Origin of the sequence: Psychromarinibacter halotolerans (assembly GCF_029168315.1) — a bacterium.
Classification (GTDB): Bacteria; Pseudomonadota; Alphaproteobacteria; order Rhodobacterales; family Rhodobacteraceae; genus Psychromarinibacter; species Psychromarinibacter halotolerans.
The window spans coordinates 614839-635770 of the sequence record NZ_JARGYD010000002.1 but is presented as its reverse complement, the minus strand read 5'-3'; the positions used below and the strand labels follow the sequence as shown (position 1 = coordinate 635770).

21 protein-coding genes are annotated in these 20932 nt (G+C 66.7%); 5 read left to right on the top strand and 16 right to left on the bottom strand.

Translation table 11 applies throughout. The features are described from left to right. Nucleotides 1-25: 25 nt before the first annotated feature. The 7 genes from P1K30_RS07965 to P1K30_RS07935 all read right to left on the bottom strand — a co-directional run bounded on the left by P1K30_RS07965 (nt 26) and on the right by P1K30_RS07935 (nt 6244). Complete coding sequence (locus P1K30_RS07965; protein ID WP_275632162.1) at nt 26-853, bottom strand: NAD(P)H-binding protein; 828 nt, start codon at nt 851-853, stop codon at nt 26-28. 108 nt (nt 854-961) lie between these two features. Further along, nucleotides 962-1966 carry an AraC family transcriptional regulator gene (locus tag P1K30_RS07960; RefSeq protein WP_275632161.1) on the bottom strand — a complete coding sequence of 335 codons (1005 nt, stop codon included), beginning with the start codon at nt 1964-1966 and terminating at the stop codon, nt 962-964. Between the two features lie 60 nt (nt 1967-2026). Then, nucleotides 2027-2872 carry an SDR family oxidoreductase gene (locus P1K30_RS07955; protein ID WP_275632160.1) on the bottom strand — a complete coding sequence of 282 codons (846 nt, stop codon included), beginning with the start codon at nt 2870-2872 and terminating at the stop codon, nt 2027-2029. Nucleotides 2873-2888: 16 nt separating this feature from the next. Next, nucleotides 2889-3257, bottom strand: a complete 369-nt coding sequence (locus P1K30_RS07950) for a hypothetical protein (protein WP_275632159.1) — start codon at nt 3255-3257, stop codon at nt 2889-2891. A gap of 197 nt (nt 3258-3454) precedes the next feature. Further along, a complete protein-coding gene (locus tag P1K30_RS07945; protein ID WP_275632158.1) occupies nt 3455-3820 on the bottom strand; it encodes a glycine zipper family protein in 366 nt (121 codons plus the stop codon). A gap of 98 nt (nt 3821-3918) precedes the next feature. Beyond that, complete coding sequence (locus P1K30_RS07940) at nt 3919-4935, bottom strand: AraC family transcriptional regulator (protein WP_275632157.1); 1017 nt, start codon at nt 4933-4935, stop codon at nt 3919-3921. 220 nt (nt 4936-5155) lie between these two features. Further along, entirely contained in the window at nt 5156-6244 is a 1089-nt protein-coding gene (locus P1K30_RS07935) for an alpha/beta hydrolase (protein WP_275632156.1), read from the bottom strand. A 230-nt stretch (nt 6245-6474) separates the two neighbouring features. Between P1K30_RS07935 and P1K30_RS07930 the strand changes: the two genes are divergently transcribed. Together P1K30_RS07930 and P1K30_RS07925 are read left to right on the top strand one after the other, a co-directional pair. Further along, nucleotides 6475-7671 (top strand): MFS transporter, encoded by a 1197-nt coding sequence (locus tag P1K30_RS07930; protein ID WP_275632155.1) that lies wholly within the window; start codon nt 6475-6477, stop codon nt 7669-7671. A gap of 3 nt (nt 7672-7674) precedes the next feature. Continuing rightward, nucleotides 7675-8124: a cyclophilin-like fold protein gene (locus P1K30_RS07925; protein ID WP_275632154.1), complete on the top strand. Its 450-nt coding sequence runs from the start codon at nt 7675-7677 to the stop codon at nt 8122-8124. A gap of 74 nt (nt 8125-8198) precedes the next feature. On the opposite strand, the gene P1K30_RS07920 is transcribed toward P1K30_RS07925, so the two are convergent. Genes P1K30_RS07920 through P1K30_RS07885 form a run of 8 tightly spaced genes read right to left on the bottom strand, consistent with a single transcriptional unit; the run spans nt 8199 to nt 16575 of the window. Beyond that, nucleotides 8199-9494, bottom strand: a complete 1296-nt coding sequence (locus P1K30_RS07920) for a TRAP transporter large permease (RefSeq protein ID WP_275632153.1) — start codon at nt 9492-9494, stop codon at nt 8199-8201. Beyond that, a complete protein-coding gene (locus tag P1K30_RS07915; protein WP_275632152.1) occupies nt 9491-9979 on the bottom strand; it encodes a TRAP transporter small permease in 489 nt (162 codons plus the stop codon). Before P1K30_RS07915 ends, P1K30_RS07920 begins: the two co-directional genes overlap by 4 nt. Before the next feature lie 49 nt (nt 9980-10028). After that, nucleotides 10029-11024: a TRAP transporter substrate-binding protein gene (locus P1K30_RS07910; RefSeq protein WP_275632151.1), complete on the bottom strand. Its 996-nt coding sequence runs from the start codon at nt 11022-11024 to the stop codon at nt 10029-10031. Between the two features lie 20 nt (nt 11025-11044). After that, nucleotides 11045-12229 carry a CaiB/BaiF CoA transferase family protein gene (locus P1K30_RS07905; RefSeq protein WP_275632150.1) on the bottom strand — a complete coding sequence of 395 codons (1185 nt, stop codon included), beginning with the start codon at nt 12227-12229 and terminating at the stop codon, nt 11045-11047. Beyond that, nucleotides 12226-13212: a CoA transferase gene (locus tag P1K30_RS07900; RefSeq protein ID WP_275632149.1), complete on the bottom strand. Its 987-nt coding sequence runs from the start codon at nt 13210-13212 to the stop codon at nt 12226-12228. Before P1K30_RS07900 ends, P1K30_RS07905 begins: the two co-directional genes overlap by 4 nt. After that, nucleotides 13209-14312, bottom strand: coding sequence for a CaiB/BaiF CoA transferase family protein (locus P1K30_RS07895; protein ID WP_275632148.1), 1104 nt, complete (start codon nt 14310-14312; stop codon nt 13209-13211). Before P1K30_RS07895 ends, P1K30_RS07900 begins: the two co-directional genes overlap by 4 nt. Beyond that, nucleotides 14312-15556, bottom strand: coding sequence for a 2-hydroxyacyl-CoA dehydratase family protein (locus tag P1K30_RS07890; protein ID WP_275632147.1), 1245 nt, complete (start codon nt 15554-15556; stop codon nt 14312-14314). Before P1K30_RS07890 ends, P1K30_RS07895 begins: the two co-directional genes overlap by 1 nt. Beyond that, nucleotides 15553-16575, bottom strand: a complete 1023-nt coding sequence (locus P1K30_RS07885) for a 2-hydroxyacyl-CoA dehydratase family protein (protein WP_275632146.1) — start codon at nt 16573-16575, stop codon at nt 15553-15555. The genes P1K30_RS07890 and P1K30_RS07885 overlap by 4 nt, the downstream gene beginning before the upstream one ends. Nucleotides 16576-16768: 193 nt before the next feature. Between P1K30_RS07885 and P1K30_RS07880 the strand changes: the two genes are divergently transcribed. Next, entirely contained in the window at nt 16769-17239 is a 471-nt protein-coding gene (locus P1K30_RS07880; protein ID WP_275632145.1) for a MarR family winged helix-turn-helix transcriptional regulator, read from the top strand. A gap of 105 nt (nt 17240-17344) precedes the next feature. Further along, nucleotides 17345-18502 (top strand): CaiB/BaiF CoA transferase family protein, encoded by a 1158-nt coding sequence (locus P1K30_RS07875; protein ID WP_275632144.1) that lies wholly within the window; start codon nt 17345-17347, stop codon nt 18500-18502. Here P1K30_RS07875 and P1K30_RS07870 read toward each other — a convergent pair. Beyond that, on the bottom strand, nt 18499-19170 hold the full coding sequence (locus tag P1K30_RS07870) for a GntR family transcriptional regulator (protein ID WP_275632143.1): 672 nt from the start codon (nt 19168-19170) through the stop codon (nt 18499-18501). The two genes, P1K30_RS07875 and P1K30_RS07870, sit on opposite strands and share 4 nt — an antisense overlap. 196 nt (nt 19171-19366) lie before the next feature. Between P1K30_RS07870 and P1K30_RS07865 the strand changes: the two genes are divergently transcribed. After that, on the top strand, nt 19367-20872 hold the full coding sequence (locus P1K30_RS07865) for an ABC transporter substrate-binding protein (RefSeq protein ID WP_275632142.1): 1506 nt from the start codon (nt 19367-19369) through the stop codon (nt 20870-20872). Nucleotides 20873-20932 lie beyond the last annotated feature (60 nt).

Below are 20932 nucleotides of genomic sequence, written 5' to 3'. Positions count from 1 at the left end.
GTCATGATCCTTTCAACTGCGGGTGTCAGGCAGCGCGCGACCACGCGCCGGAACGGGCCGCCGTTTGGGCAAATTCCGCAAAGTCGCGGGGCGCGCGGCCAAGTGCCCGCATCACGCCGTCCGTGGTCGAGGCATTGCGCCCGTCCAGCGTTTCCCGCGCGATGGCGGTGAAGACGTCAGCAACGAAGGGGCCGCCCGCTTCGGCGATGGTCGCGTGGAAATCGTCGAAGCTGATCGGGATATTCCGGATCTCGCGCCCCGTTGCCCGCGACAGGTCAGCCGCCATGTCGGCGAAGGTCATCAGCCGCGGGCCGGTCACCTCGTACAGCTCGCCGGCGTGGCCCGGTTCGGTCAGCGCGGCGACGGCAACATCGGCGATGTCGTCGATATCGATGATCGGCTCGGCCACGTCACCACCGGGCATCGGAAGAACGCCGGCCAGAACCGGATCGCGCAGATACCCTTCCGAGAAGTTCTGAGCGAACCATGCGGCCCGGACGATGGTGAAATCGACGCCCGAGTTGCGCACCACCTCTTCGCCCAGACGGGCGTGGTGTTCGCCGCGGCCCGACAGCAGCACAAGACGTTCCACATCCGCATCGCGGGCCGTCTCGCACAGGGACTCGAGCTTTTCCACCGCACCGGGGAAGGCAAGGTCGGGGAAATAGGTGACATAGGCCGCGCGGGCCCCACGCAGCGCCGGGGCCCACGTCTCGGGGGCCTCCCAGTCGAACGGCGTCGCGGAACTGCGCGAGCCACGGCGCACGGGGTGGCCAAGCGCCTCTAGGCGGGTGGCGACGCGGCGACCGGTCTTCCCGGTGGCGCCGATGACAAGGATCGGTCGGTCTTTCATGGGGTGTCTCCCTGGCTGAAGTAACGATGGCCGGGGAATAGGCGCTGGTTGGGCACGCGGTATTGACCGGCGACGCCAGCCTTTTGACAGTCGCCGCCAACGCGCCCGTCAGCGGTGGGACATGTCCTTGCGATAGGACGCAGGGGTCGTGCCGACCCACCTTTTGAAGGCGCGGGTGAAGGCGCTTTGTTCCGAAAACCCGGTTAGGAACGCGATTTCCGCCAGCGAATGGGTCTCGTCCCGCAGCAGGCCCTCGGCAAGATCGCGGCGGGTGTCTTCGGTCAGTCCTTGGAAGGTCAGCCCGTGCTCGGACAGGCGCCGGTGGAACGACCGCGCGCTTAGCCCAAGGCCACGGGCAATCTCGGCCATCTTCGGCGCCCCCTCGCTTAGCGCCTGCGCGATGGCGGCCTTGGCTTGCGTCACAAGCGCGGGCGCCCGGGTGATCTCGGACAGTTCCGCGTCCAGATGCGCGGCGAGATACTGCGAAATCCCCTCGTCCCCAAGGATGTTGGGCCGCGCCAACGTTTCGTCTGCGAACAGGATCGCATCCAGATCCGCGCCGAACCGCACCGGGCAGCCGAACCAGTCCTCGTGCGCGGCGACCGTGCGAGGGGCGGGGTGGCGGACCCGCACCTCCAGGGGCGACAAGGGCTCTGGGCAGACCTGCCGGGCCAGCGACACAGCGCTTGCAAGGGTCGCCTCGTTCGACAGCCGCATCCCCAGACGCCGATCTCCGGTGCGGTGCAAGATGAACAAGGTGCCCGCGCTGTCCGGGCGCAGTTCGTATTCGACCACACTGGTCCACAGCCGCGCATAGCGTTCCACCCGCGCGAACGAGGCCCCAAGCGTCGTCGCCGCCTTGAAGGCCAGCCCCAGCGCGCCGTATTCGTCAAGCCGCATCGAGGCGCCGGTGCGCACGGGCAGGTCGGTCGCGTCGATCTGATCCGCGATCCGTTCAAGCATGTCATAGTACCGCTCGGCGGGGATCATCTGCTTGGCGTCCCATGCGCCATCGGGATCGATCCCGACATCGGCCAGAATAGCCGCCGCGTCGATGCCGCCGCCCGCCGCAGAGACAACCTTCCGCGCGAAAAGCGACGTCACATACCCCATGCCCCGCAGTCTAGGGCACCTGCGCCAAGCCGCCAATGGCGGGATAAAGCCGTATGACCGTCAGGTTTCCGCCCCCCGGGCAAGGGCCGCGAAGTGATCGGCCAGCCGCCGGGTTCCGAACCGGGGCGCGACCATGTCCAGCCCAAGGGCTGTCAGGAAGAACCGGGCCGGACCGCTTAGCCGGCGCGGCAGGATCGGAAGCACGCCAAGCGCGGCGCGACGCAGGGCATCCGGCAGGTAGGTAATGCGCGGCTCGGTCCCAAGGGCAGCGAACGCCGCGCGGGCAATCTCGTCCTGCGTCATCACGTCAGGTCCACCGATCTCGGCCCAGCCGAGCCCCGCGTCGGTCGCGTCCGCGACAGCCGCCGCCAGATCCGCGCCGTGTATGGGGTTAAGCCGCTTCGACCCGTCGCCGAACAGCCAAACGCGCCCGCTGCGCGCCATCGCGAGGATGTCGCCCATGTCCGAGAAATAACCAGTCGGCGCGATGACCGTGGCCGGCAGGTCAGAGAACCGAAGCGTCTCTACAAAGGCGGACTTGGCATCGACCAGCGGGACGCCGGTCATCGCGTCGGCGTTCAGGACATGTACATAGGCGAACCGACCGACCCCCGCAGTCTCTGCTTCGCGCAGTAGGTTCAGGTTCGCCTGAAAGTCGACCTCGCGATAGCCAAGCCCGTCAGCCTGCCGCGTGATCCCAAGCGCCGAGACGACAAGGTCGACGCCGTCCATGACCCCGGTCAGCGTCCCGGGCCGGGTGGCCTCGGCCTCGATCAACAGGTCGGCCAGCCCTTCGGCGCGGGACGTGTCGCGCACCAGTGCGGTGACGTGATGCCCCCGCCTTGCGTATTCGGCGCAAAGATAGCGCCCCAGATAGCCGGTCGCGCCGGCAACGAGAACGTTCATGGATCGTCTCCAGTCTTCACAAGACACCGACGCCCAGCGCGGCAATGGCCATAAGCGCAAGAACCGGCGTCCAAAGCAGGCGCTCTGGGCGCGATGGGCTGGCGGCATCGGCGGCAAGCGACAGCAGCGTCACCGCAACCGCCGGCCAGAAGAACGGCGCCAATGGCACGGCACCGATGCCCGCCCGGGCAAGAACCGCCACGGCCATCACCGCCAGCAGCGCAGCCTGAACAAGGGCCAGCGCCCGCCACGCGGGCGGCAGGCGTCCGGGAAAGCGGCCCCCGACCGTCAGCCGGCCAAGCGGCGCGCCTGCGGCGACCGCCAGATGCATCATCACCGGCAAAGCGGCCAACCCGACATAGGCGAATGCAAAAAGCTTGGTCATCGGTCCCCCATTACCACGATTTCAGGCGCGCCGGACGCGACCGGCGCGGTCCCCGGGGCCGACCCTCGGGCAGACCAAGATCGCCCCACAGATGGCGGGGCGGGTACGGGTACGCGCATCGCCGTATCGGGCGGGCCCCTGTCAGCAGACGGTACAGCCCCGTCATGCGGGCACGAACATATTGCATGGCTGCCCCCTTAACCGACGATGGCATGGCCGCGCCCACGCAGGCAGTTCAACACGATTTCCGCGCGCTTTTCGCTTGCCCCGGTCACCCCCGTCGCCGCACCCGCAAGCGCGCCGATCACGGCCCCGCCCAGCGCGTCGCCATCCTCGTCGATCGCGCCTAGCACGCCGCCCGCCCCCGCGCCCAGCGCGGCGGCGGCCATCGTTTCGTGGTCAAGCTGCGACTGGCTTCGCGCAAGGGCGCGGCAGGCGGCAAGGTCGCTTTCGTACCGTGCGTTCGGCGGGCCATCCAGAATCGGCTCTACGTTCGCTCCGGAATTGGCGCAGGCCCCCAGCAAGGCGGTCAGGGCCAGCGGCGCGATCAGCATCGGTTTCATCGTGTTCTCCTTCGACTGTCATCAATGTCGAAGGGGCGTTTAGCCGTCCGCGCCGCACCGCGGCATGACCGCAGGGATCAACGGCATGACCTACGGTATCATTCGTTCTGTCCCAGCCAGACCGTCGGGCTGGATCCGGTCCAGCGCCGGAACGCCCGCACGAAGGCCGAAGCTTCCGAGAACCCCAGAAGATAGGCCGTTTCACCGACCGAGACCTTGCGCGTGCTGAGGTAATCCATCGCCATCCGGCGGCGCAGGTCGTCGTGGACTTGCGCGAAGGTGACGCCTTCGTCCTTCAGGCGCCGGTACAGCGTCTGCCGGCTCATGCCGAGATCACGCGCGATGCGGTCCATCGACAGCGACCCCTCGTGCAGATCCGCAAGCATCCGGGTCTCGACGTCCGACCGGACCGTGTCGTTGGTCGCGAGATCCTCAAGCAACGCGTCCGCGTGGCGGGTAAAGATCCCGAACACATAGTCCTTGCCGCCGTCGAACGCCTCATCAAGCCACACCGGATTGATGCGCAGCGCGTTGCGCTTGGCGCGGAACGTGACCGGGACGCGGAAGAGTTCAGGATAGCGGTTGGCGTGCGGCGGCGGCGCATAGGTGACTTCCAGCGCCTGCTCGAACGGATATTCAGGGGCAGAGCGCCGAAATTCCGAGATGAACCGTGCGAACCCCGACTCGGTTGCCATCCAGTTGCCGTCGCTCGGGCGGTGATCGACGACCCAGACCGCGTTACCTTCGCGCTGGATCTCGAACCGCCCGCGCCCGCCGGGGATCGGCACGTCGGCCATAAGCCGGGCGTATCGGTTCAACTGGTCAAGGCTGTGCGGAAAAGACGTCGAGGCATGGACGATCTGGCCGACGATCGACATCGTCTCTAGCCGAGTTTCCAGAACATGACGCAGAAGAAGCGAGGTATCGCCCGTCGCCTTGATCCCGGCGGCGATGAGGGTGTGGTAAGACGCGACGGGGACGCGCATGTCCTGATCCGCAAGGTCGTCTTCGGTCAGCCCCGCCGCCGCCAGCAGCCTGTCCCGAGGCGCCCCCTCGGCCTCCGCATAGTCCAGGAACGCGCTTGCGAAACCGGCGGCCATCGTCTGATCGGACATGCGGCGGTCTCCCTTCGCCAAGAACGTGCTGCGCCGGATCACACGGCCAAGACGCGCGCGCAGAATGTTCCGGGAGATGCAAAAAGGACAACCCTTTTGGCAGCTTGCGGGACAGGCGGGCTTTCGTTTGCGACTGGAAAGCACGCATCGCCCGACCGCTGACAGGCACGAAAAGGGGCGCCGCCCTGCAGGCCGCGCCCCTTCCCGTCTTGCGATCGTATCAGGCGAGATTCTGGTTGAAGAACGACTCGAGCCGGTCGAAGGGAATGATGTCGACCTGATCGTAAAGATCGACGTGATCGGCACCGTCGATGATCATCAGTTCCTTCGGCTCGGCGGCGGCGGCCACCGCGTCCTCGCTGAAGTAACGCGAATGCGCCTCGGACCCGGCGATCACCAGCATCGGGCGCGGGCTGATCTCGTCGATGTAGGTCAGAAGCGGCATGTTCATGAAGGACAGCGGGCTGGTGACCGTCCAGCCATCGTTCGAGTTCACCGACCGCGGGTGATAGCCGCGCTCCGGGTCCTTGTAATAGGCGTGGTACATCTGGATCACCGGGTCATCGATGCCATCAAGGCTGTCCGGCAGGCCACCGGCCAGCGCGGGGCTTTCGCTTGACGCGTCTTCCCAGCGTTGACGGCTCATCGCGGCAAGGTTCTCGGCGCGTTGCTCGTCGGTCAGGCTGTCGTAATAGCCTTTCGCCATCACACGGGACATGTCGTACATGCTGGTGGTCGCCACCGCTTTCACCCGCTTGTCAGCCGCCACCGCGTTCAGGGCCATGCCACCGAAACCGCAGATGCCGATGATCCCCAGCCGTTCGCGATCCACTGCGTCGTGCAGGCCGAGAAAGTCGATCGCGGCCATGAAATCTTCGGTGTTGATGTCCGGCGACGCGACCGAGCGCGGCTGACCGCCGCTTTCACCGACAAAGGACGGGTCGAAGGCAAGGGTCACAAAGCCGCGTTCCGCCATGATCTGCGCATAAAGCCCGGCGGCCTGTTCCTTGACCGCGCCGAAGGGTCCGGCCACCGCCAGCGCCGGCAAGGGACCGTCGGCCTGCCCTGCGGGCATGTAAAGATCGCCGACCAGCGTGATGCCATAGCGGTTGGTGAATTCGACCTTCGAATGGTCGACCGCATCGCTTTGCGGAAAGGTCTTGTCCCATTCGCTGCCTTGGGCCCGCAGCGGGTTGCCGAAAGACGCGGCCGCGACCGAGGCGGCGCCAACGCCCGCCATCTTAAGAAGGTTGCGGCGCCCCGTGTCGGTAACGCCGGTTTCGGGGGTGTCTTGCGAAGTGTCGCTCATCTTAGATCCCTGTGGTTGCAATATCCCTGTTGAAAATGGGGCCTGATAGCGGGCGGATAAGACCATGAAAGCCGGATGTAGCGATGAGCGGTTTTCATGAATGACAGTCACGCAAGGGCAGTGCTTTGATCCATTTGGCGCATAACTGCATCCCGGATTCCCGCATAATCAACGGCCCTTCGAAGCGGTAAACCGGCGGAAGACACCCAGTCAGACCGCCGGAGCCGACCGTGACAGATACCCCCTTTGACCAGACCGACGCAGCCGAGCACGGCGCATGGGGGGCGGTGCTGTCGATGTCGCTATGCGTGGCGATGCTGATCGCGGCTGAATTCATGCCGGTCAGCCTGCTGACCCCGATGGCCGTGGGGTTGGGCGCCAGCACCGGGCAGACCGGACAGGCGATCTCGATCAGCGGACTGTTCGCGGTGGCGACCAGCCTTGCGATTACCACGGTCGCGGGGCGCATCAACCGGAAGACGGTGCTGGTCGTGCTGACGGCGCTTATGCTGATTTCGCTGGTGGTGGTCGCACTGGCCCCGTCCTTTGCCGTGCTGATGGCGGGACGCGCCCTGTTGGGGATCTGCGTCGGCGGGTTCTGGTCGCTGGCCACTTCGATCCTGATGCGGCTGGTGCCGGACCGCGACGTGCCGCGCGCGCTTGGGCTGATGTATGGCGGGCAGGCCATCGCTGCAGCCTTCGCCGCGCCGCTGGGCAGCTATCTGGGCGACATCGTCGGCTGGCGCGGCGTGTTCTGGGCGCTGACGCCGGTGGTGGCGGTGAACCTTGTCTGGCATCTTGTGGCGCTGCCATCGCTGCCGGTCGAGACGCGGCAAAGCCTTGCCACCTTCGGCACTCTGCTGCGGCGGCGGTATTTCCGGCGCGGACTGGTGGCGATCACGTTCACATGGGGGTCCGCCTTCACCATGTTCACCTACCTGCGGCCATTCCTTGAACAGGTCACCGGCGTGGGCGTCGATGTGCTGTCCGTGCTGCTGCTGGTGCTGGGCGCCGCCGGGTTCGTCGGCTCTTCGCTGTCGGGCCGCATGGTCGGTGGCCGGGTCGAACGGATGCTCTGCCTGCCCGCGCTGGTGATGGGCGGCTGCACCGCCGCGCTGTTGATCGCCGGGGGATCGGTGCTTGCGGCAGGCGTGCTGCTGGCGATCTGGGGCGCGATGAACACCGCGATGTCGGTGATCTGGATGAGCTGGATGTCCCGCAACGTCGACGACCTGCCAGAAGCGGCGGGCGGGCTGATGGTTGCGGTGATTCAGGCGTCGATCCTGCTGGGCGGCGTCATCGGCGGCTTCCTTCTGGACCTTGTCTCGATCCGGGCCACCTTTGGCGGAAGCGTCCTTCTGGCCATCGTGGCGCTGGCGATCACCGGCACCGGCCGCCGCCTTCTGAAACCGAACCTGGAGAACTGACCAATGACACGCCCCCTTCGTCCGACCCGCCGCGCCGTATTGGCCGGTGCCGCGACCGCCCTTCTGGTGCCCGCTGCGGCGCGCGCGCAATCCAGCACGGGGGCCATGCGGATGCGGGTCGCCTTCGACGATCAGCAAGTGACGTACCAGCTGTTCGACAATCCGACGGTGCGCGACCTGATCTCGATGCTGCCCGCCGAGCTGGAGATTCAGGATTTCTCGAACAACGAAAAGATCGTGCACCTGCCGCGCCGTCTGGACGAGGGCGGCTTCGAAGCCTTCGACGACGAGACGCCGGGCGATCTGTGCTACTTCCTCGGCTGGGGCAACCTTGCGCTGTTCCACGACAATTACACCTTCCGCGACGACCTGATCCGGCTGGGCCATATCGAGGGCGAGGTGACGCCGCTGCTGCACAAGGGCACCTATCCCGTCCGGATCGAGATGGTCTAAGGTCCGGGCACGCGCCGTGCGAGCCTAATCCAGCCTCAGACGGCTCAGCCGCCGCTACAGCGAACTTGGGCAGGTCACAGCGACGGAAGCCACAGCACAAGGATCGGGAACGCCAGCAACAGTGCCACGTGCAGGACATCCGCCAGCACGAAAGGTCCCGTCCCGCGGAATATCGTGGTCAGGGGAATGTCGCGGGCCACGCCGCTAAGGACATAGACGTTCATGCCCACCGGCGGGGTGATCAGCGCGATCTCGGTCATGCGCACGACCAGCACCCCGAACAGCACCGCGTCATAGCCAAGCCCCGTCACCAGCGGAAAGAACAGCGGCACCGTCAGCGTCATCATCGCCGAGGCATCAAGGATCATCCCAAGGAACAGGTACAGGGCCAGGATGATCAGCAGCACCGCCAGCGGCGGCAGGTCCACCGCGCTGACCCAGCCGACAAGGTTCAGCGGGATCGTCGTGACGGTGACGAAGGCGTTGAACACCAGCGCCCCGAACAGGATGCCGAAGATCATCCCGGTGGTGCGCAGCGTGTCATAGACGGCGGTGCGCAGGGCGGGCAGGCTTAGCTTGCCGCGCCAGCCCGCGATCACAAGGGCACCGAACGCCCCCATCGCGCCCGCCTCGGTCGGGGTAAACCAGCCCCACAGGATGCCGCCCATGACGAAACAGAACAGGACGATCACGTCGCCGGTCTTGCGGAAGCCGCGCAGGCGGTCGCCCCAGCCATAGCGCGGGCCAGCCGGGCCGGCTTTCGGGTCAAGGCCGCAGCGGATCGCGATCACCGCCATGTAGAACAGCGCCAGCAGCACGCCGGGGATGATCCCGGCGGCGAACATGTCGCCGATCGAGGTCTCGGTCAGGATACCGTAGATGATGAACATACCCGAGGGCGGGATCAGGCTGCCGATGGTTCCGCCCGCCGCGACCGACCCGGACGCCAGCGACAGGGAATAGTTGTGGCGGCGCATCTCTGGCAGGGCCACCAGCCCCATCGTGGCCGTGGTCGCCAGCGAAGAGGCGTTGACCGACGCGAACCCAGCGGACGCCCCGACGGTCGCCATCGCCAGCCCGCCCTTACGGTGGCCCAGCATGCGCGCCGCGAAATCGTACAGGTCCTGCCCGATGCCGCTGGCGAACAGCACATGCGCCATGAACAGGAACAGCGGCACCGTGCCGATGGCATAGTTGGTGGCAAGATCGAAGGCGATGACGCCGACCTTGATGATCGCGGCGTGAAAGCTGATCAGAAGACCGAAGCCCACGACGCCCACCAGCCCCATCGCGAACCCGATAGGCATACCGAAGGCGATGAAAAGGAACATCGCGGCGATGCCGATGACGCCGGCCAGAACGGGGGTCATTTGCCCACCTTCCGGCCCGCGATGAACTGCGCGCCGCGCAGCACGCAGACCGCGATCATCAGGCAGATTGCCGCCACCATCAGCCAGCGGAACGGCGCGACGGGGATGTCCAGCAGCGGCGTCACCTCGCCCTGCCGACCGCGGCGCAGCGCCTCTTCGATGGCGGCATAGGCGACAAAGCCCCAGAACACCGTGCCCGCCAGCAGCATCAGTCCCTGCGACAGGCCCGAGATACGCGGGCGAAAGGTCTGCACCAGCAGGTCGACCTTGGTATGGGCACCGTCCCACGCGGCGAACGCCAGCGCGAGTGTCACCGTCGGGATCAGCAACAACTCGGCCAGAACGTAGGTGCCGGGAAAGGCGATGCCGATGGCGCGGAAGACCACCGTGACCACCGTCAGGCCCATCAGCGCCAACAGCGACAGAACGCCGAACGCCGCCGCGCCACGCACCACCCGGCCAAGCAGTGTTTCAATGCCCGTCATCGCTTCCTCCCGGTTGGTCGGGGGGCGCACCGTCGCGCCCCCCGGGGTCTTACTCGGCGTATGCCGCGCGGATGCGCTCCAGCACCTCGGTGCCGGGCTTGCCCATCGCGTCAAGCTCTTCGGCCACCGGCTTCAGCGCCGGTGCGAAGGCCTCGGAGTACTCGGCCACCACCTCGGGCGCGACGGCGTTGAACATCACCCCCTGCTCTTCGCCATAAGCGCGCCCGGCATCCTCGGCCTCTTGCGACAGTTCCAGCGTGCGCAGGCTCAGCCACTCGGTGTTGTCGTCGAAGATCTTCTGGATTTCCTCAGGCAGCGAGGCCCAGACATCGCCGTTGATCCCGCGCGACGGGTAGGCGCCGCGCGAATGCGGCAGTTCCGAGTAGTAGTTCACCACCTCGGCGAAGCTAAGCGATTTCAGCGCCTCGTAAGGGGCGATGACCCCGTCTACGACACCCTTTTCCAGCGACGGATAGGTTTCCGTCATCGGCATCGTGACACCCTCGGCGCCGAAGGCCGCAAGCGGTCCGATGAAGTCCACCGCCGCGCGGATGCGCAGACCTTTCAGATCGTCCAGCGTCTCGATCGGGGTTTCCCGGGTCAGGACGTGCATCGGCGTGCCGACGTTGTAGCCGACGACATGCACCCCATCGAGTTCCTCGTTGAAGACCGGATACGACTCGACAAGGTCCATGTAGACGTCCAGCACCTTCGCCGGGTCGGTGTAGCCGTAGAACATGCCCGGAACGAGCCGGTTCATGTCATAGCCCGACCGTGCGTAGATCGGCGCGATATAAGCCATGTCGGCGACGCCCGCCGACAGTTCGTCGACCCCCTCGCGCGAGGTGATCAGCGTGCGGCCCCAGTAAGGCGTGATGTCGACCCGGCCGCCGGACTGTTCCTCGATCCGGGCGATCCACTCGGCATCGGCGGCGCCGTAGGGGTGCGTCTCGGTGTAGGGCGAGGCATAGGTCAGGTTGAAATCCGCCGCCCATGCGGGCAGCGCGGTAAGGCAAAGCGTGATGATTGCCGTAGTTCTGAACATGGTTCTTCCTCCCTTTGATACTATGTGAACGCCGGGGTTGATGGCCCGGTCTGGTGCGCGCTCAGCGCGTTTATCTCGGGTTGCGTCAGGCCAAGGTCGCCAAGGACCTCGGCCGTGTGCGTTCCGGGCAGCACGGCGGGATGCGGGCTTTGGAACGCCCCCAGCCGCACAGGCGGACCGGCCTGTATCAGCGCGCCGCCCGGCGCATCCACCGCGATCACCATGCCGCGTTCGCGCAGGTGCGGTTCCTGCAGGGCCGCCGCCAGATCGTTGACGGGGGCGAACTGCGTGCCCGCCTGCTCTAGATGCGCCAGCCAATGCGCGCGCGGTTGCGTGGCAAAGATGGCGGCAAGGCCGTTCCGGATCTCATCGCGCTTGCCGGGGTCCATCTGCCAGTCGGCATAGTCTGGCCGGCCCATTGCGGTACAGAACGCCGCCCAATAGCGCGGCTCCATATCGGTCGTGACCAGCCATTCGCCATCGGCACAGCGCCACAGCCCCATGTCGGCGCGCCGGGTGCCGCGTGGCGGGATCTGTGCCGGATCTTCGTACCGGGCGATCAGGTTGGCCAGCAGAACCAGCGAACAGTCCGTCATAGAGACGTCGACATGTTGTCCCTGCCCCGTCGCGCGTGCCTGCATCACGGCGGCCAGCGTGGCAAACGCCGCATGTGCGCCGGTGGCGATGTCGGCGGCGGCAAATCCCGGCAGGCCGGGGGCGTCCGGGTCTTCGCCGGTGCGCGACAGCACGCCCGACAGCGCCAGCGCCACGGGATCATGCCCCGGCTTGTCGCGCAGCGGTCCGGTCTGACCGCACAGGGTCAGCGAACTGTAAACAAGCGCCGGATTCCCGTCAGACAGATGTCCGTATCCCAGTGACAGCTTGTCCAGCACGCCGGGGCGGTAATCCTCGACCACGACGTCTACCGTCGCGGCCAGACGGCGCAGCACGGCTTGAGCCTCCGGATCGCCAAGGTCGAGGCAGATCGACTTCTTCCCGCGCGCCAGCATATCGCGGGCGCGTTGCCGGGCGCGGCCAGCCTCGTCCAGCTTGTCCCAGCCGAAGACCTTCGCCTGCTTGGCCAGTTCGCGCGGGTGTTCTACCCGGATCACCTCGGCCCCCTGATCTGCCAGCAGCCACGTGCAGTAGGGCCCGGGCAACAGCCGCGAGAAATCCAGCACGCGAAGTCCGGCCAGCGCGCTCATGCGGCGTTCCCTTCATGCACGGCGAACAACGGCCCCGGAACGCCATCGGCGTCGAACATCCCGCGCGCCCGCATCTGCGGGCTGTCGGGTACCTCGGACAGCTTGATGATCGGCGACAGGCCCCAGCCATGTTCCAGCGACCAGTCGGCAAGGGTCTGGCGATCATGCCCGGCAAAGAACGCGGCGACCACCGCCTGCCAGCGTTCGATGATCTCTTGGTCCGTGTCCGCGACAAGGATGTCGTCCCAGTCAATGTCGGCCAGTTCCCCGGCAGCACCCTCGGCCTGCATCACGCGGACAAGGGCGCGCATCATGCCGGGGTTGTCGATCATGGACCACGTCACGAAGCCATCGGCACAGGGCCAGATCTGCCGCACGCCGGACTTGCCGCGCACCAGCATGTTGCCTTGCCGGGTGCCGATCCGGCCGGTGTGTTCGTACATCACCGCTTCGCGGTAATTGGCCAGCGCCGCGCATTGCAGGGTCGACATGGTGATGCGCTGTCCCTTGCCGGTCAGACGCCGCGCCCGCAGACCCATCAGGGCCGCCGTCGCCGCCTGAATGCCGGTCAGCGCATAGGCCTGTTCGCCCGGCAGCCGCAGCGGCGGGCGGTCGGGCTGGCCGATGACATGCATCAGCCCCGACTGCGCCATCAGCGTCAGGTCGGTCGCGGGGCGGTCGCTGTCAGGAAAGCCCGTCACGACAACGTGGATCAGCCGGTCATGCGCCGAAGCTAGCGCGTCGACCCCGTCGCGCGGGTCGGTGCGCCGGTCGTCCAGCAGGATGTCGGCCCCTTGCAGCAGGTCGGCCAGCGGCGCATCGCTGCGCACCATCCCCTTGTGCCATGCCTTTTCCCGCGCCCCGGTCAGGGTCGCGGCATCGGCAAGGATCACCTCTGCCCCCAGCCGCGCCAGCATCGAGCCGCCGAAATCCACCATGTGATCGGCCAGCACCACCGCCTTGATCCCATCGAGCAGCTTCATGCCAGCGCCCCCTCTGCCATTAGTTCGGAAACCTCGGCCTCGGTCAGCCCGATCTCGGCGAACACCGCCGCGTTGTCCGCCCCAAGGCACGGGGAGGGGCCGACATAGCCGGGCGTGTCGGACAGGGCGTAGGGCGGCGCGGGCATCCGGGCGGTGCCGATCACCGGGTGATCCACCGCCACGAAATGCCCTGCCTCGGCCAGCGCCGGGTGCTCGGACAGGCCCTTGCCGTCCAGCACCGCCGCCGCCGGAACACCACGCGCGACCAGTGCCTGTTCCAGCGCGAAGACATCCCAGCCGGAACTGTCATCGCCCATCACATCGGCCAGCGCGGCGCGGTGCGCGTCATTTTCGCAGGCGATCGCGATCCACTTGCCGTCCTTGCAGGGAAACACCCCGTGCGGGTGCATCACGGGATCGTCGTTCGCGGGTTTCTCGGTCGGCATCTCGGCAAAGAGATCGCCCGCGACCTGAACCATCGCCTCGATCTGGCTGACATCGACCCACGTGCCCTGCCCCGTCCGGTCGCGATGCTCCAGCGCCGACAGGACGGCCACGGTCAGCATCATCGGCGCGACCACGTCGCCGTAAGCGAAGGGCGGCATGTGGGGTTCCGTCCCCGGCCAGCCGGTCATGTCGCAATGGCCCGACCACGCGGCGGCAGAGTTGCCATAGCCGCGAAACCCGGCCATCGGCCCGGTCCGGCCCGCGACGGACACGCTGGCAAGGATAATGCCGGGGCGGATGTCCTGCAGCGTCTGCCAATCCAGCCCGATCCGGTCCATGTAGCCGGGGCCGAAATTCTCGACCACCACGTCGGCCCATGCCACCAGCTGCTTGGCCACCTCGACCCCACGCGGATCGCCGAGGTTGATCGTCACGCTTTGCTTCGACGTGTTGGTCTGCGCGAAGAAGACCGAGGCATCGTGGTTCCGCCGGTCGCCCCCGGCAAAGGGCGGCGAGCGGCGTCCAAGGTCCAGCCGCCGCGCGCTTTCGATCTTCACCACCCGCGCGCCGTTGTCGGCCAGATCCTTGGTGGCGCGCGGCCCGGCGCCCACCCACGAGAAATCCGCGATCTTCAGTCCGTCGAGCGCGCCCATCACCCTGCCTCCTGTTCCAGCGCCGCACGCACGCGCGCTTCCATCGTTTCGCGGTCCCAATCGCGCGGGTCGACCATGTCGGAATGGATCTCGACCACCCGCACGCCCGCGGCGCGCAGCGCCTCGCGCGCGAAATAGGACCCGTACCCGGAAAAGCGGTCGTGTTCCGGCACCAGCAGAACCGCGACGTCGATGCGCCAGCGCTTCGCTTCCTTGACCATCCACGCGTTGACCCAGGGCGGCTGGTGCAGCTGTTCGTTCATCGCCGCCACCCGTGCCGCCAGCGCCCGCAACGGGTCACCGTGGTCAGCGCGAATATAGCCGTCGGCGGCGAAGGGCAGGTACATCGACCAGCAGAACACCGCGCCATGCGACTCTTCGAAGGCGCGATAGAACGACGTGTCGAACCACAGCCCCGCGCCGATCCACATCATGCGGGTGCGTTCGTCCTCGCAGACCGCCTCGCCCCGCTCGATCCGTCCCGCGACCTCGTCGCGGAACGCCTTGACGTGCGACAGGGCCCAGTCGCTGCCCCGGTGCCACTGCGGGATCATCACGTTCGGCATCTGCTCGCCGATGCCCACGGGACACTTGTCTGCCCCTGCGATCATGTCCGCAACGTCGTCGAGAATGCGTTCCTGCTCGTCGATCCGGGCCATGTAGGCGGCGAATGCGGCATGGTCGAAATCGCGCCCGGTCAGCCGTTCCAGCGCCGCGATCAGCACCTGCATCTCGGCCACCATCAGGTCCAGTCGGGCGGTGCCGTACAGCCCTTCCCAGTCGCTGCGGGCACGCGTCCACCAGTCCGGCGCAGGGTCGGGCGTGGCCGGGGCGGACAGCAGGTGCAGTTCCGCCCCGGTCAGATCCGCCCAATGCTGGAACAGGCGCGGATGCTCGTCCGAACTGGCGCGGGCGCACAGGATCGCTGGCGCCGGCAGGCCGCCCCACGGCTGCCGGTCGAAATCTCCCTGCATCTGCGCGATCAGCGGCAGGCTGGAATAGCGCGGCAGGTGGGCGTGAAAGCCCAGATCCTCCATCCGGTCGAAGTAGTCGGGCGCCAACTGCTTGGCCGCGATGACAGCCGACCACCACTGGTTGGTGACCATCGGCACATCCATGAAATGAAACAGCTCGTGCGGCGTGTCGGCGTTGACGAAAGCGAAGGGCGCGCCGTCGGTGATCTGCCCGCGCAGACCCTTCAGCCAGTCACGCTGATAGCTGGTGGCGGCTTGGGCGCAGCTCATGACAGAGCCTCCGATATGCGGGCGCGGGCGCGGTCCTGCCATGCCGCGTCGGGGCGGAACGGGCGAAATCCAAGGTCGAGAAACCGCGCGCCCTGCGCCTTGGCCGCCGCGCGCAGGCCGGGCAGCTCCCAGCCGAAACTGTCGTCATTCGCGTCGACGCTGGCGATCACCAGATCCGCGCCTTGGATGCCCGCGTGCAGCGCCTGCGTATACCGCCCCGGCGGCGCCGCGCGGGGGGAAAGCGGGTCAAGCGCGATGTCACCCAGCCGGTCGCCGCTGTCCGGTTGCACGGCAACGCGGCCATAGTCCTGAAGATCGGCGATGACCTGCCCTTGCCCCGCGCACAGGTCGTGCAGCACGGGAATATCGCAGGCGGTGCCGACAAGGGCGATCTTCGGCCCCGGCTGTTGTGCAAGGTCGGACAGCAAGGCGACGTGCGCATCCGGCGCAATCCAGCGACCGGCGTTGCGCGCGACAAAGGCGTCGGGCCCGCCGACTGGCAACCCGCGCAGGGCATTGACGCGGCGCGTTTCGGCGGCGACCGCGTCCGACAGGCGGCCCGCATCAAGCGCCGTGCCAAGCGCTTCGGACAGGTGACGTGTCAGACGGTCAAGCTCGGTTGCGTTGAACGCGGCGGCCGGGGCGCTGTCGGTGTGCAGCAGGTTCCACAGGTACAGGCGCGGGCCACGGTCGGGCAGATGGCCCAGCCGGCGCAGTTCCAGCGCGTATTGATAGGCCGCCAGCGCGGCGACATCGTCACGCGCGAAGATCAGCGTGGCGAAATCATCGAACGCCCCCGCCGCGAAACGGTGCAGAAAGCGGGTCGCGAAGGGATCAAGGAAGGGTTCCGCCACCGTATCGACGATGGCAGAGCGCGGGCCGTCCACGCTGTCGGACAGCGGCGGCGCCTTGACGTCCAGCGGCATCCCGCCCAGCGCGAAGACCAGCGCACGCGGCACACCTTCGCCGAACAGGCCAACCGGACCGTCCGGCCCGGACCGCGCCCCATCGGCGCGCATGGCGAATGCCTGCTGCAAGTCTGAATGCACTGGCACCGCGCCCTCCCCTGCGACTATGCCCGTTGGCTGCCGCGTCCGTCAGACGGCGCAGCTTAGTTCATCTTGGAAACTTTATTGGGCGCCTGTCAATCCCCATGTTTGACAATCCACCGGGTGCCGCTTAGCGAAAGTGAGCCAGCATGGACAAAACCCGATGACCTCTGCCGACACCGACGACAGCACGCCCCACTTGGGTCACCTGAAAGAGGATCTCTCTTTCGTGTCGCGGATCTTGCGCGCGCGCATCGCGTCCAGCAACGAATCGTTCTTCGCCGACCATCAGGTCGCGGGGGGCGAGGTCGCGGTGCTGAACCTGATCGGCATCAACCCCGGGCTGGCGCAGAAAGAGCTTGCACAGTTGGTTGTATTGCGCAAATCCGCGCTGACGAAGCTTGTGAACGAGCTGGAGAAAAGCGGCCTGATCGAGCGCCGCAAGGAAGGCACGGACAAGCGGCTGAACGCGCTTTACCTGACGGACGAGGGACAGGCGCGACTGGCACGGCTGCGCCCCGACATGGCGCGGCTTCAGGCCGAGATCCTTGCCCCGCTGTCCGCCGCGGAACGGGCCATCCTGTTCGAACTGTTGTGGCGCCTGATCGACGAAACCGAGACGCCGATCCTGTAAAGGCCCCGGCGGCGGTCTTGACAGACCCCGATATTCAGTTTCATTTTGAAACCAGTTTATGTCCACCGTTCCAACGTCTGAGGGGTGGACCGGGGAGGAACACAGATGGCAAAACCGCTCGACGGCATCCGGATTGCCGACTTCAGTCACGTGATCGCCGGGCCGCTTGCGACGCAGTTCCTTAACCTGCTGGGGGCCCAGGTCATCAAGGTCGAGCCGCCCGCGGGCGACCCGATGCGCTATTACACGCAAGACCCGGATCGGCGCGGCATGGCCGAGCCCTTCGTCGGGGCCAACGCGGGCAAGCGGTCCATCGTGCTGGATCTGAAGACCGATGAAGGCCGCGCCGCCGCCCGCGATCTGGTCGCCACGGCGGACGTCTTCGTCGAGAATTTCCGCCCCGGTGTCGCCGACCGCCTTGGGCTGGGCGCGGACCGGCTGACCGCTGCGCATCCCGGCCTGATCTACTGCTCTGTCTCTGGCTTTGGCCAAGACGGGCCGTTGCGTGACTATCCCGCCATCGACCAAGTGATCCAAAGCATGTCCGGCCTGATGCTTTTGTCGGGACACGAAGGCGAACCGGCGGAACGCATCGGCTTTCCGCTGGTCGACACCTATTCGGCCCTGCTTGCGGCCTTCGCGATCCTGTCGGCGGTGCTACAGCGCGAACGCGATCCGGATCGTCGCGGGCAGGTCATCGACGTGTCGATGCTGGATGCGACGATGGTGATGATGAGCTCGGTCGTGGTGCCGATGATGCTGTCGCAACAGGCTCCGGTCCGGGCCGGAAACCGTGGGTTTTCCGGCGCGCCCACGGCGGACACGTTCCAGACTGCGGATGGAGAGATCACCATCGGCGCCGTGCAGCAGGTACAGGTGGCGCGGCTGTTCCGGACGCTGGGCTGTTCCGAGCTGCTGGAAGACGACCGCTTTGCGACGCCCGAAGCGCGGATGGCCCATGACACCAACCTGCGGGCGCTTTTGCTGGACCGCTTCGCGACGCGCGGGGCCGACGATTGGGAAAAGGCGCTGGCGGAAGCCGGAGTTCCGGCAGGCAAGGTGCGCCCGCTGGGCGAGGCGCTGACGATGGATCAGCTGCAGGACCGCGACCTGTTCCTTGATCTGCCGGACGGTCACCGCGTGCTGAACGCGGGTTTCCGGTTTCAGCGTGATGGGCCTGGCGTCGACCAGTGCGCCCCGAAGCTGGGCGCGGACACGGAAGACGTCTTAAGCCGCATTCGGCGGACGACCGGGGCGCACTAGTCGAAGATCTCGTCCGGAAGCGCGGCGGTGTGGGCGTTGCCCGACCGGATGTGGCTGCGCATCGCCGCTTCGGCGACATCCGGCGCGCCTGCAAGGATGGCGTAGGTGACGAACCTGTGCCCCTCGTTCGACTGGCGCAACTGTTCCAGCGCGAAAAGCTGTGGCAGCCGCAAGCCAAGGTACGGGACCCGCACGCGTTCGATCAGGTCGGCGACGTGGGCGTTGTCCGCCAGCGTTTCGATCAGCGTGTGATAGGTGCGGTTTTCGCGACTGTAGGTCTCAAGATCCTGCGCCGCTTCGGCGGCATCCATCCGGTCCTGTACCGCGCGCAACGCATCGCGCTGGTCCTCTGTCAGGGTGCGTTCTGCCGCAAGCCGCGCGGCAAGGCTTTCCAGTACCTCGCGGGCGCGCCCCATGTCCAGCAGCTCGGCGCGGCTGTACCGGCGCACCAACACGCCCCGGTTGGCGTGAGAGACAAGATGCCCTTCGCCCACCAGAATGCGAAAGGCCTCGCGAATGCGGCCGCGCCCGACGCCGTACTCTTCCGCCAGCTCGGTCTCGATCAGCCGCACACCGGGCCGCAATGCGCCGGAAAAGATGCGCGTCTTAAGCGCGGCAGTGATGACTTCGGTGCTGGGTGCGGCGCCCGGCGGATCGGCGGTTTGCATGGGTGTCCTTCTGCTTTGTCGACAAACTGGCCCGTTTTCAGCCTGCAACGCAAGAATCAGAAAAGAATTGTTGACAGAAATACGGTTTCCAATGGAAACTTTATTCGGAGGACCGTCATGCATCCAAAGGGAGGATACGATGCACCGACCCCGATTCAGCCGATTGGCGCGACCGATTTTATGCGCGGCGGTGGCCTTGGCGGCCCCTGTCGCGGCACAGGCGCAGGACGACACGCTGGTGATCGCCCTGCCGACCTTTTCCGAACAAACGATGACACCGTGGAGCGGGTCCGGTCAGCGCAAGACCTACCTCGACACCGTCTACGAATACCTTGTGTACCTCGACGCAGACGGCAACACACAGCCCGGTCTGGCCGAAAGCTGGACGATCGAGGATGACGGCACCAAGTGGACCTTCACCCTGCGCGAAGGCGTGCCGTTTTCCGATGAAAGCTGCGGCGATGTCACGGCAGCGGACGTAAAGTATTCCATCGAGCGGTTGATCGACGAAGACAGCCGGGCGGGGCCGTCCTCGACCATGCGGCGGGTGATCGACACGGTCGAGGCGCCGGACGACCGGACCGTGGTGGTGAACCTCAAGGCGCCGGATTTCCTGCTGGATTCCGGTTACTTCGGCGAAGCGCAGCAGTTGGGCATCGTCTGCAAAAGCTATATCGAGGCGCAAGGCGACGCCGCCGACACGGCACCGCCGGTTGGCACCGGGGCCTACGTGCTGGAAAGCAGCGTGGACGGGTCCGAGATCGTGATGACACGGCGCGCGGGCGACCATTGGCGTGTCTCGCCGGAATGGGGCACGATCAGCTTTCGCGCGGTGCCGGAAGAAGCCACCCGCGTGGCCATGCTGCGCGCCGGCGAAGCGGACATCGCGCCGGTCAGTTTCGACAGCATCGACGGGCTGAAGGACGCGGGCATCGGCATCGTGTCCGCCGAACGGACGTGGTCGCCGGTGATCCGTCTGGGCGGCGTCGTGCAGACGGACGAGGCGCGGTTCAACGCCGATCTGCCGTGGGCGGATCGGCGCGTGCGGCAGGCGATGAACTATGCCATCGACAAGCAGGCGATCATCGACGAGCTGTTCGCGGGCCAAGGCATCGTCGCCAACGGCGACACGCCGGTCGCGGCGTGGGACAGCGTGCCGCCCTACCCCTACGATCCCGAAAAGGCGCGCGAACTGCTGACCGAAGCCGGCTATCCCGACGGGTTCGACATGACGCTCAAGACCTTCACCACCACGCCGGGCGCGGAACTGCCGCTGATGGCCGAGGCCGCGGCGCTGTACCTTGCGGATGTGGGGATCAACGTCACCATCGAACCCGGCGACTGGCCGTCGATCCGGTCGGAATGGACAAGCGGCGGCAAGCTGGATTTCGCGATGACCCACCGGGGGTTCCCCTTCGCCAATCCCGAAAACGGGGTCGAGGCGGGATTCTCGACCCGGTCGCTGTTCGCATCCTTCACCTCGGACGAGTTGGAGGAAAAGCTGGCGTCGCTTGCCGCCGAGACCGACCGCGACACCCGCCGCGAGAAGCTGACCGACATCGGCCAGTACATCCGCGACGAGGCCGGGGCGATCTTCATGGTGCTGGCGAACGAGCCCTATGGCGTCGGCGCGGACGTCGGGGATTGGTCGATCGACACGTCCTACGTCTACAACTTCGATCAGGTCGGCAAGGCCGAGTGACCGCGACCCGGGCGGGGCGCCGCTGTGCGGCCCGCCCTTTATCGTTGGCCCCTACCGTTG

What these genes read in the sequence shown, in the direction of transcription:
- P1K30_RS07945 (WP_275632158.1), bottom strand. Translation starts at nt 3,820, where the DNA reads ATGAAACCGATGCTGATCGCGCCGCTGGCCCTGACCGCCTTGCTGGGG.
- P1K30_RS07925 (WP_275632154.1), top strand. Translation starts at nt 7,675, where the DNA reads ATGACACGCCCCCTTCGTCCGACCCGCCGCGCCGTATTGGCCGGTGCC.
- P1K30_RS07960 (WP_275632161.1), bottom strand. Translation starts at nt 1,966, where the DNA reads ATGGGGTATGTGACGTCGCTTTTCGCGCGGAAGGTTGTCTCTGCGGCG.
- P1K30_RS07955 (WP_275632160.1), bottom strand. Translation starts at nt 2,872, where the DNA reads ATGAACGTTCTCGTTGCCGGCGCGACCGGCTATCTGGGGCGCTATCTT.
- P1K30_RS07885 (WP_275632146.1), bottom strand. Translation starts at nt 16,575, where the DNA reads ATGCGCGCCGATGGGGCGCGGTCCGGGCCGGACGGTCCGGTTGGCCTG.
- P1K30_RS07950 (WP_275632159.1), bottom strand. Translation starts at nt 3,257, where the DNA reads ATGACCAAGCTTTTTGCATTCGCCTATGTCGGGTTGGCCGCTTTGCCG.
- P1K30_RS07870 (WP_275632143.1), bottom strand. Translation starts at nt 19,170, where the DNA reads ATGCAAACCGCCGATCCGCCGGGCGCCGCACCCAGCACCGAAGTCATC.
- P1K30_RS07915 (WP_275632152.1), bottom strand. Translation starts at nt 9,979, where the DNA reads ATGACGGGCATTGAAACACTGCTTGGCCGGGTGGTGCGTGGCGCGGCG.
- P1K30_RS07895 (WP_275632148.1), bottom strand. Translation starts at nt 14,312, where the DNA reads ATGGGCGCGCTCGACGGACTGAAGATCGCGGATTTCTCGTGGGTGGGC.
- P1K30_RS07940 (WP_275632157.1), bottom strand. Translation starts at nt 4,935, where the DNA reads ATGTCCGATCAGACGATGGCCGCCGGTTTCGCAAGCGCGTTCCTGGAC.
- P1K30_RS07935 (WP_275632156.1), bottom strand. Translation starts at nt 6,244, where the DNA reads ATGAGCGACACTTCGCAAGACACCCCCGAAACCGGCGTTACCGACACG.
- P1K30_RS07875 (WP_275632144.1), top strand. Translation starts at nt 17,345, where the DNA reads ATGGCAAAACCGCTCGACGGCATCCGGATTGCCGACTTCAGTCACGTG.
- P1K30_RS07920 (WP_275632153.1), bottom strand. Translation starts at nt 9,494, where the DNA reads ATGACCCCCGTTCTGGCCGGCGTCATCGGCATCGCCGCGATGTTCCTT.
- P1K30_RS07905 (WP_275632150.1), bottom strand. Translation starts at nt 12,229, where the DNA reads ATGAGCGCGCTGGCCGGACTTCGCGTGCTGGATTTCTCGCGGCTGTTG.
- P1K30_RS07900 (WP_275632149.1), bottom strand. Translation starts at nt 13,212, where the DNA reads ATGAAGCTGCTCGATGGGATCAAGGCGGTGGTGCTGGCCGATCACATG.
- P1K30_RS07890 (WP_275632147.1), bottom strand. Translation starts at nt 15,556, where the DNA reads ATGAGCTGCGCCCAAGCCGCCACCAGCTATCAGCGTGACTGGCTGAAG.
- P1K30_RS07880 (WP_275632145.1), top strand. Translation starts at nt 16,769, where the DNA reads ATGACCTCTGCCGACACCGACGACAGCACGCCCCACTTGGGTCACCTG.
- P1K30_RS07910 (WP_275632151.1), bottom strand. Translation starts at nt 11,024, where the DNA reads ATGTTCAGAACTACGGCAATCATCACGCTTTGCCTTACCGCGCTGCCC.
- P1K30_RS07965 (WP_275632162.1), bottom strand. Translation starts at nt 853, where the DNA reads ATGAAAGACCGACCGATCCTTGTCATCGGCGCCACCGGGAAGACCGGT.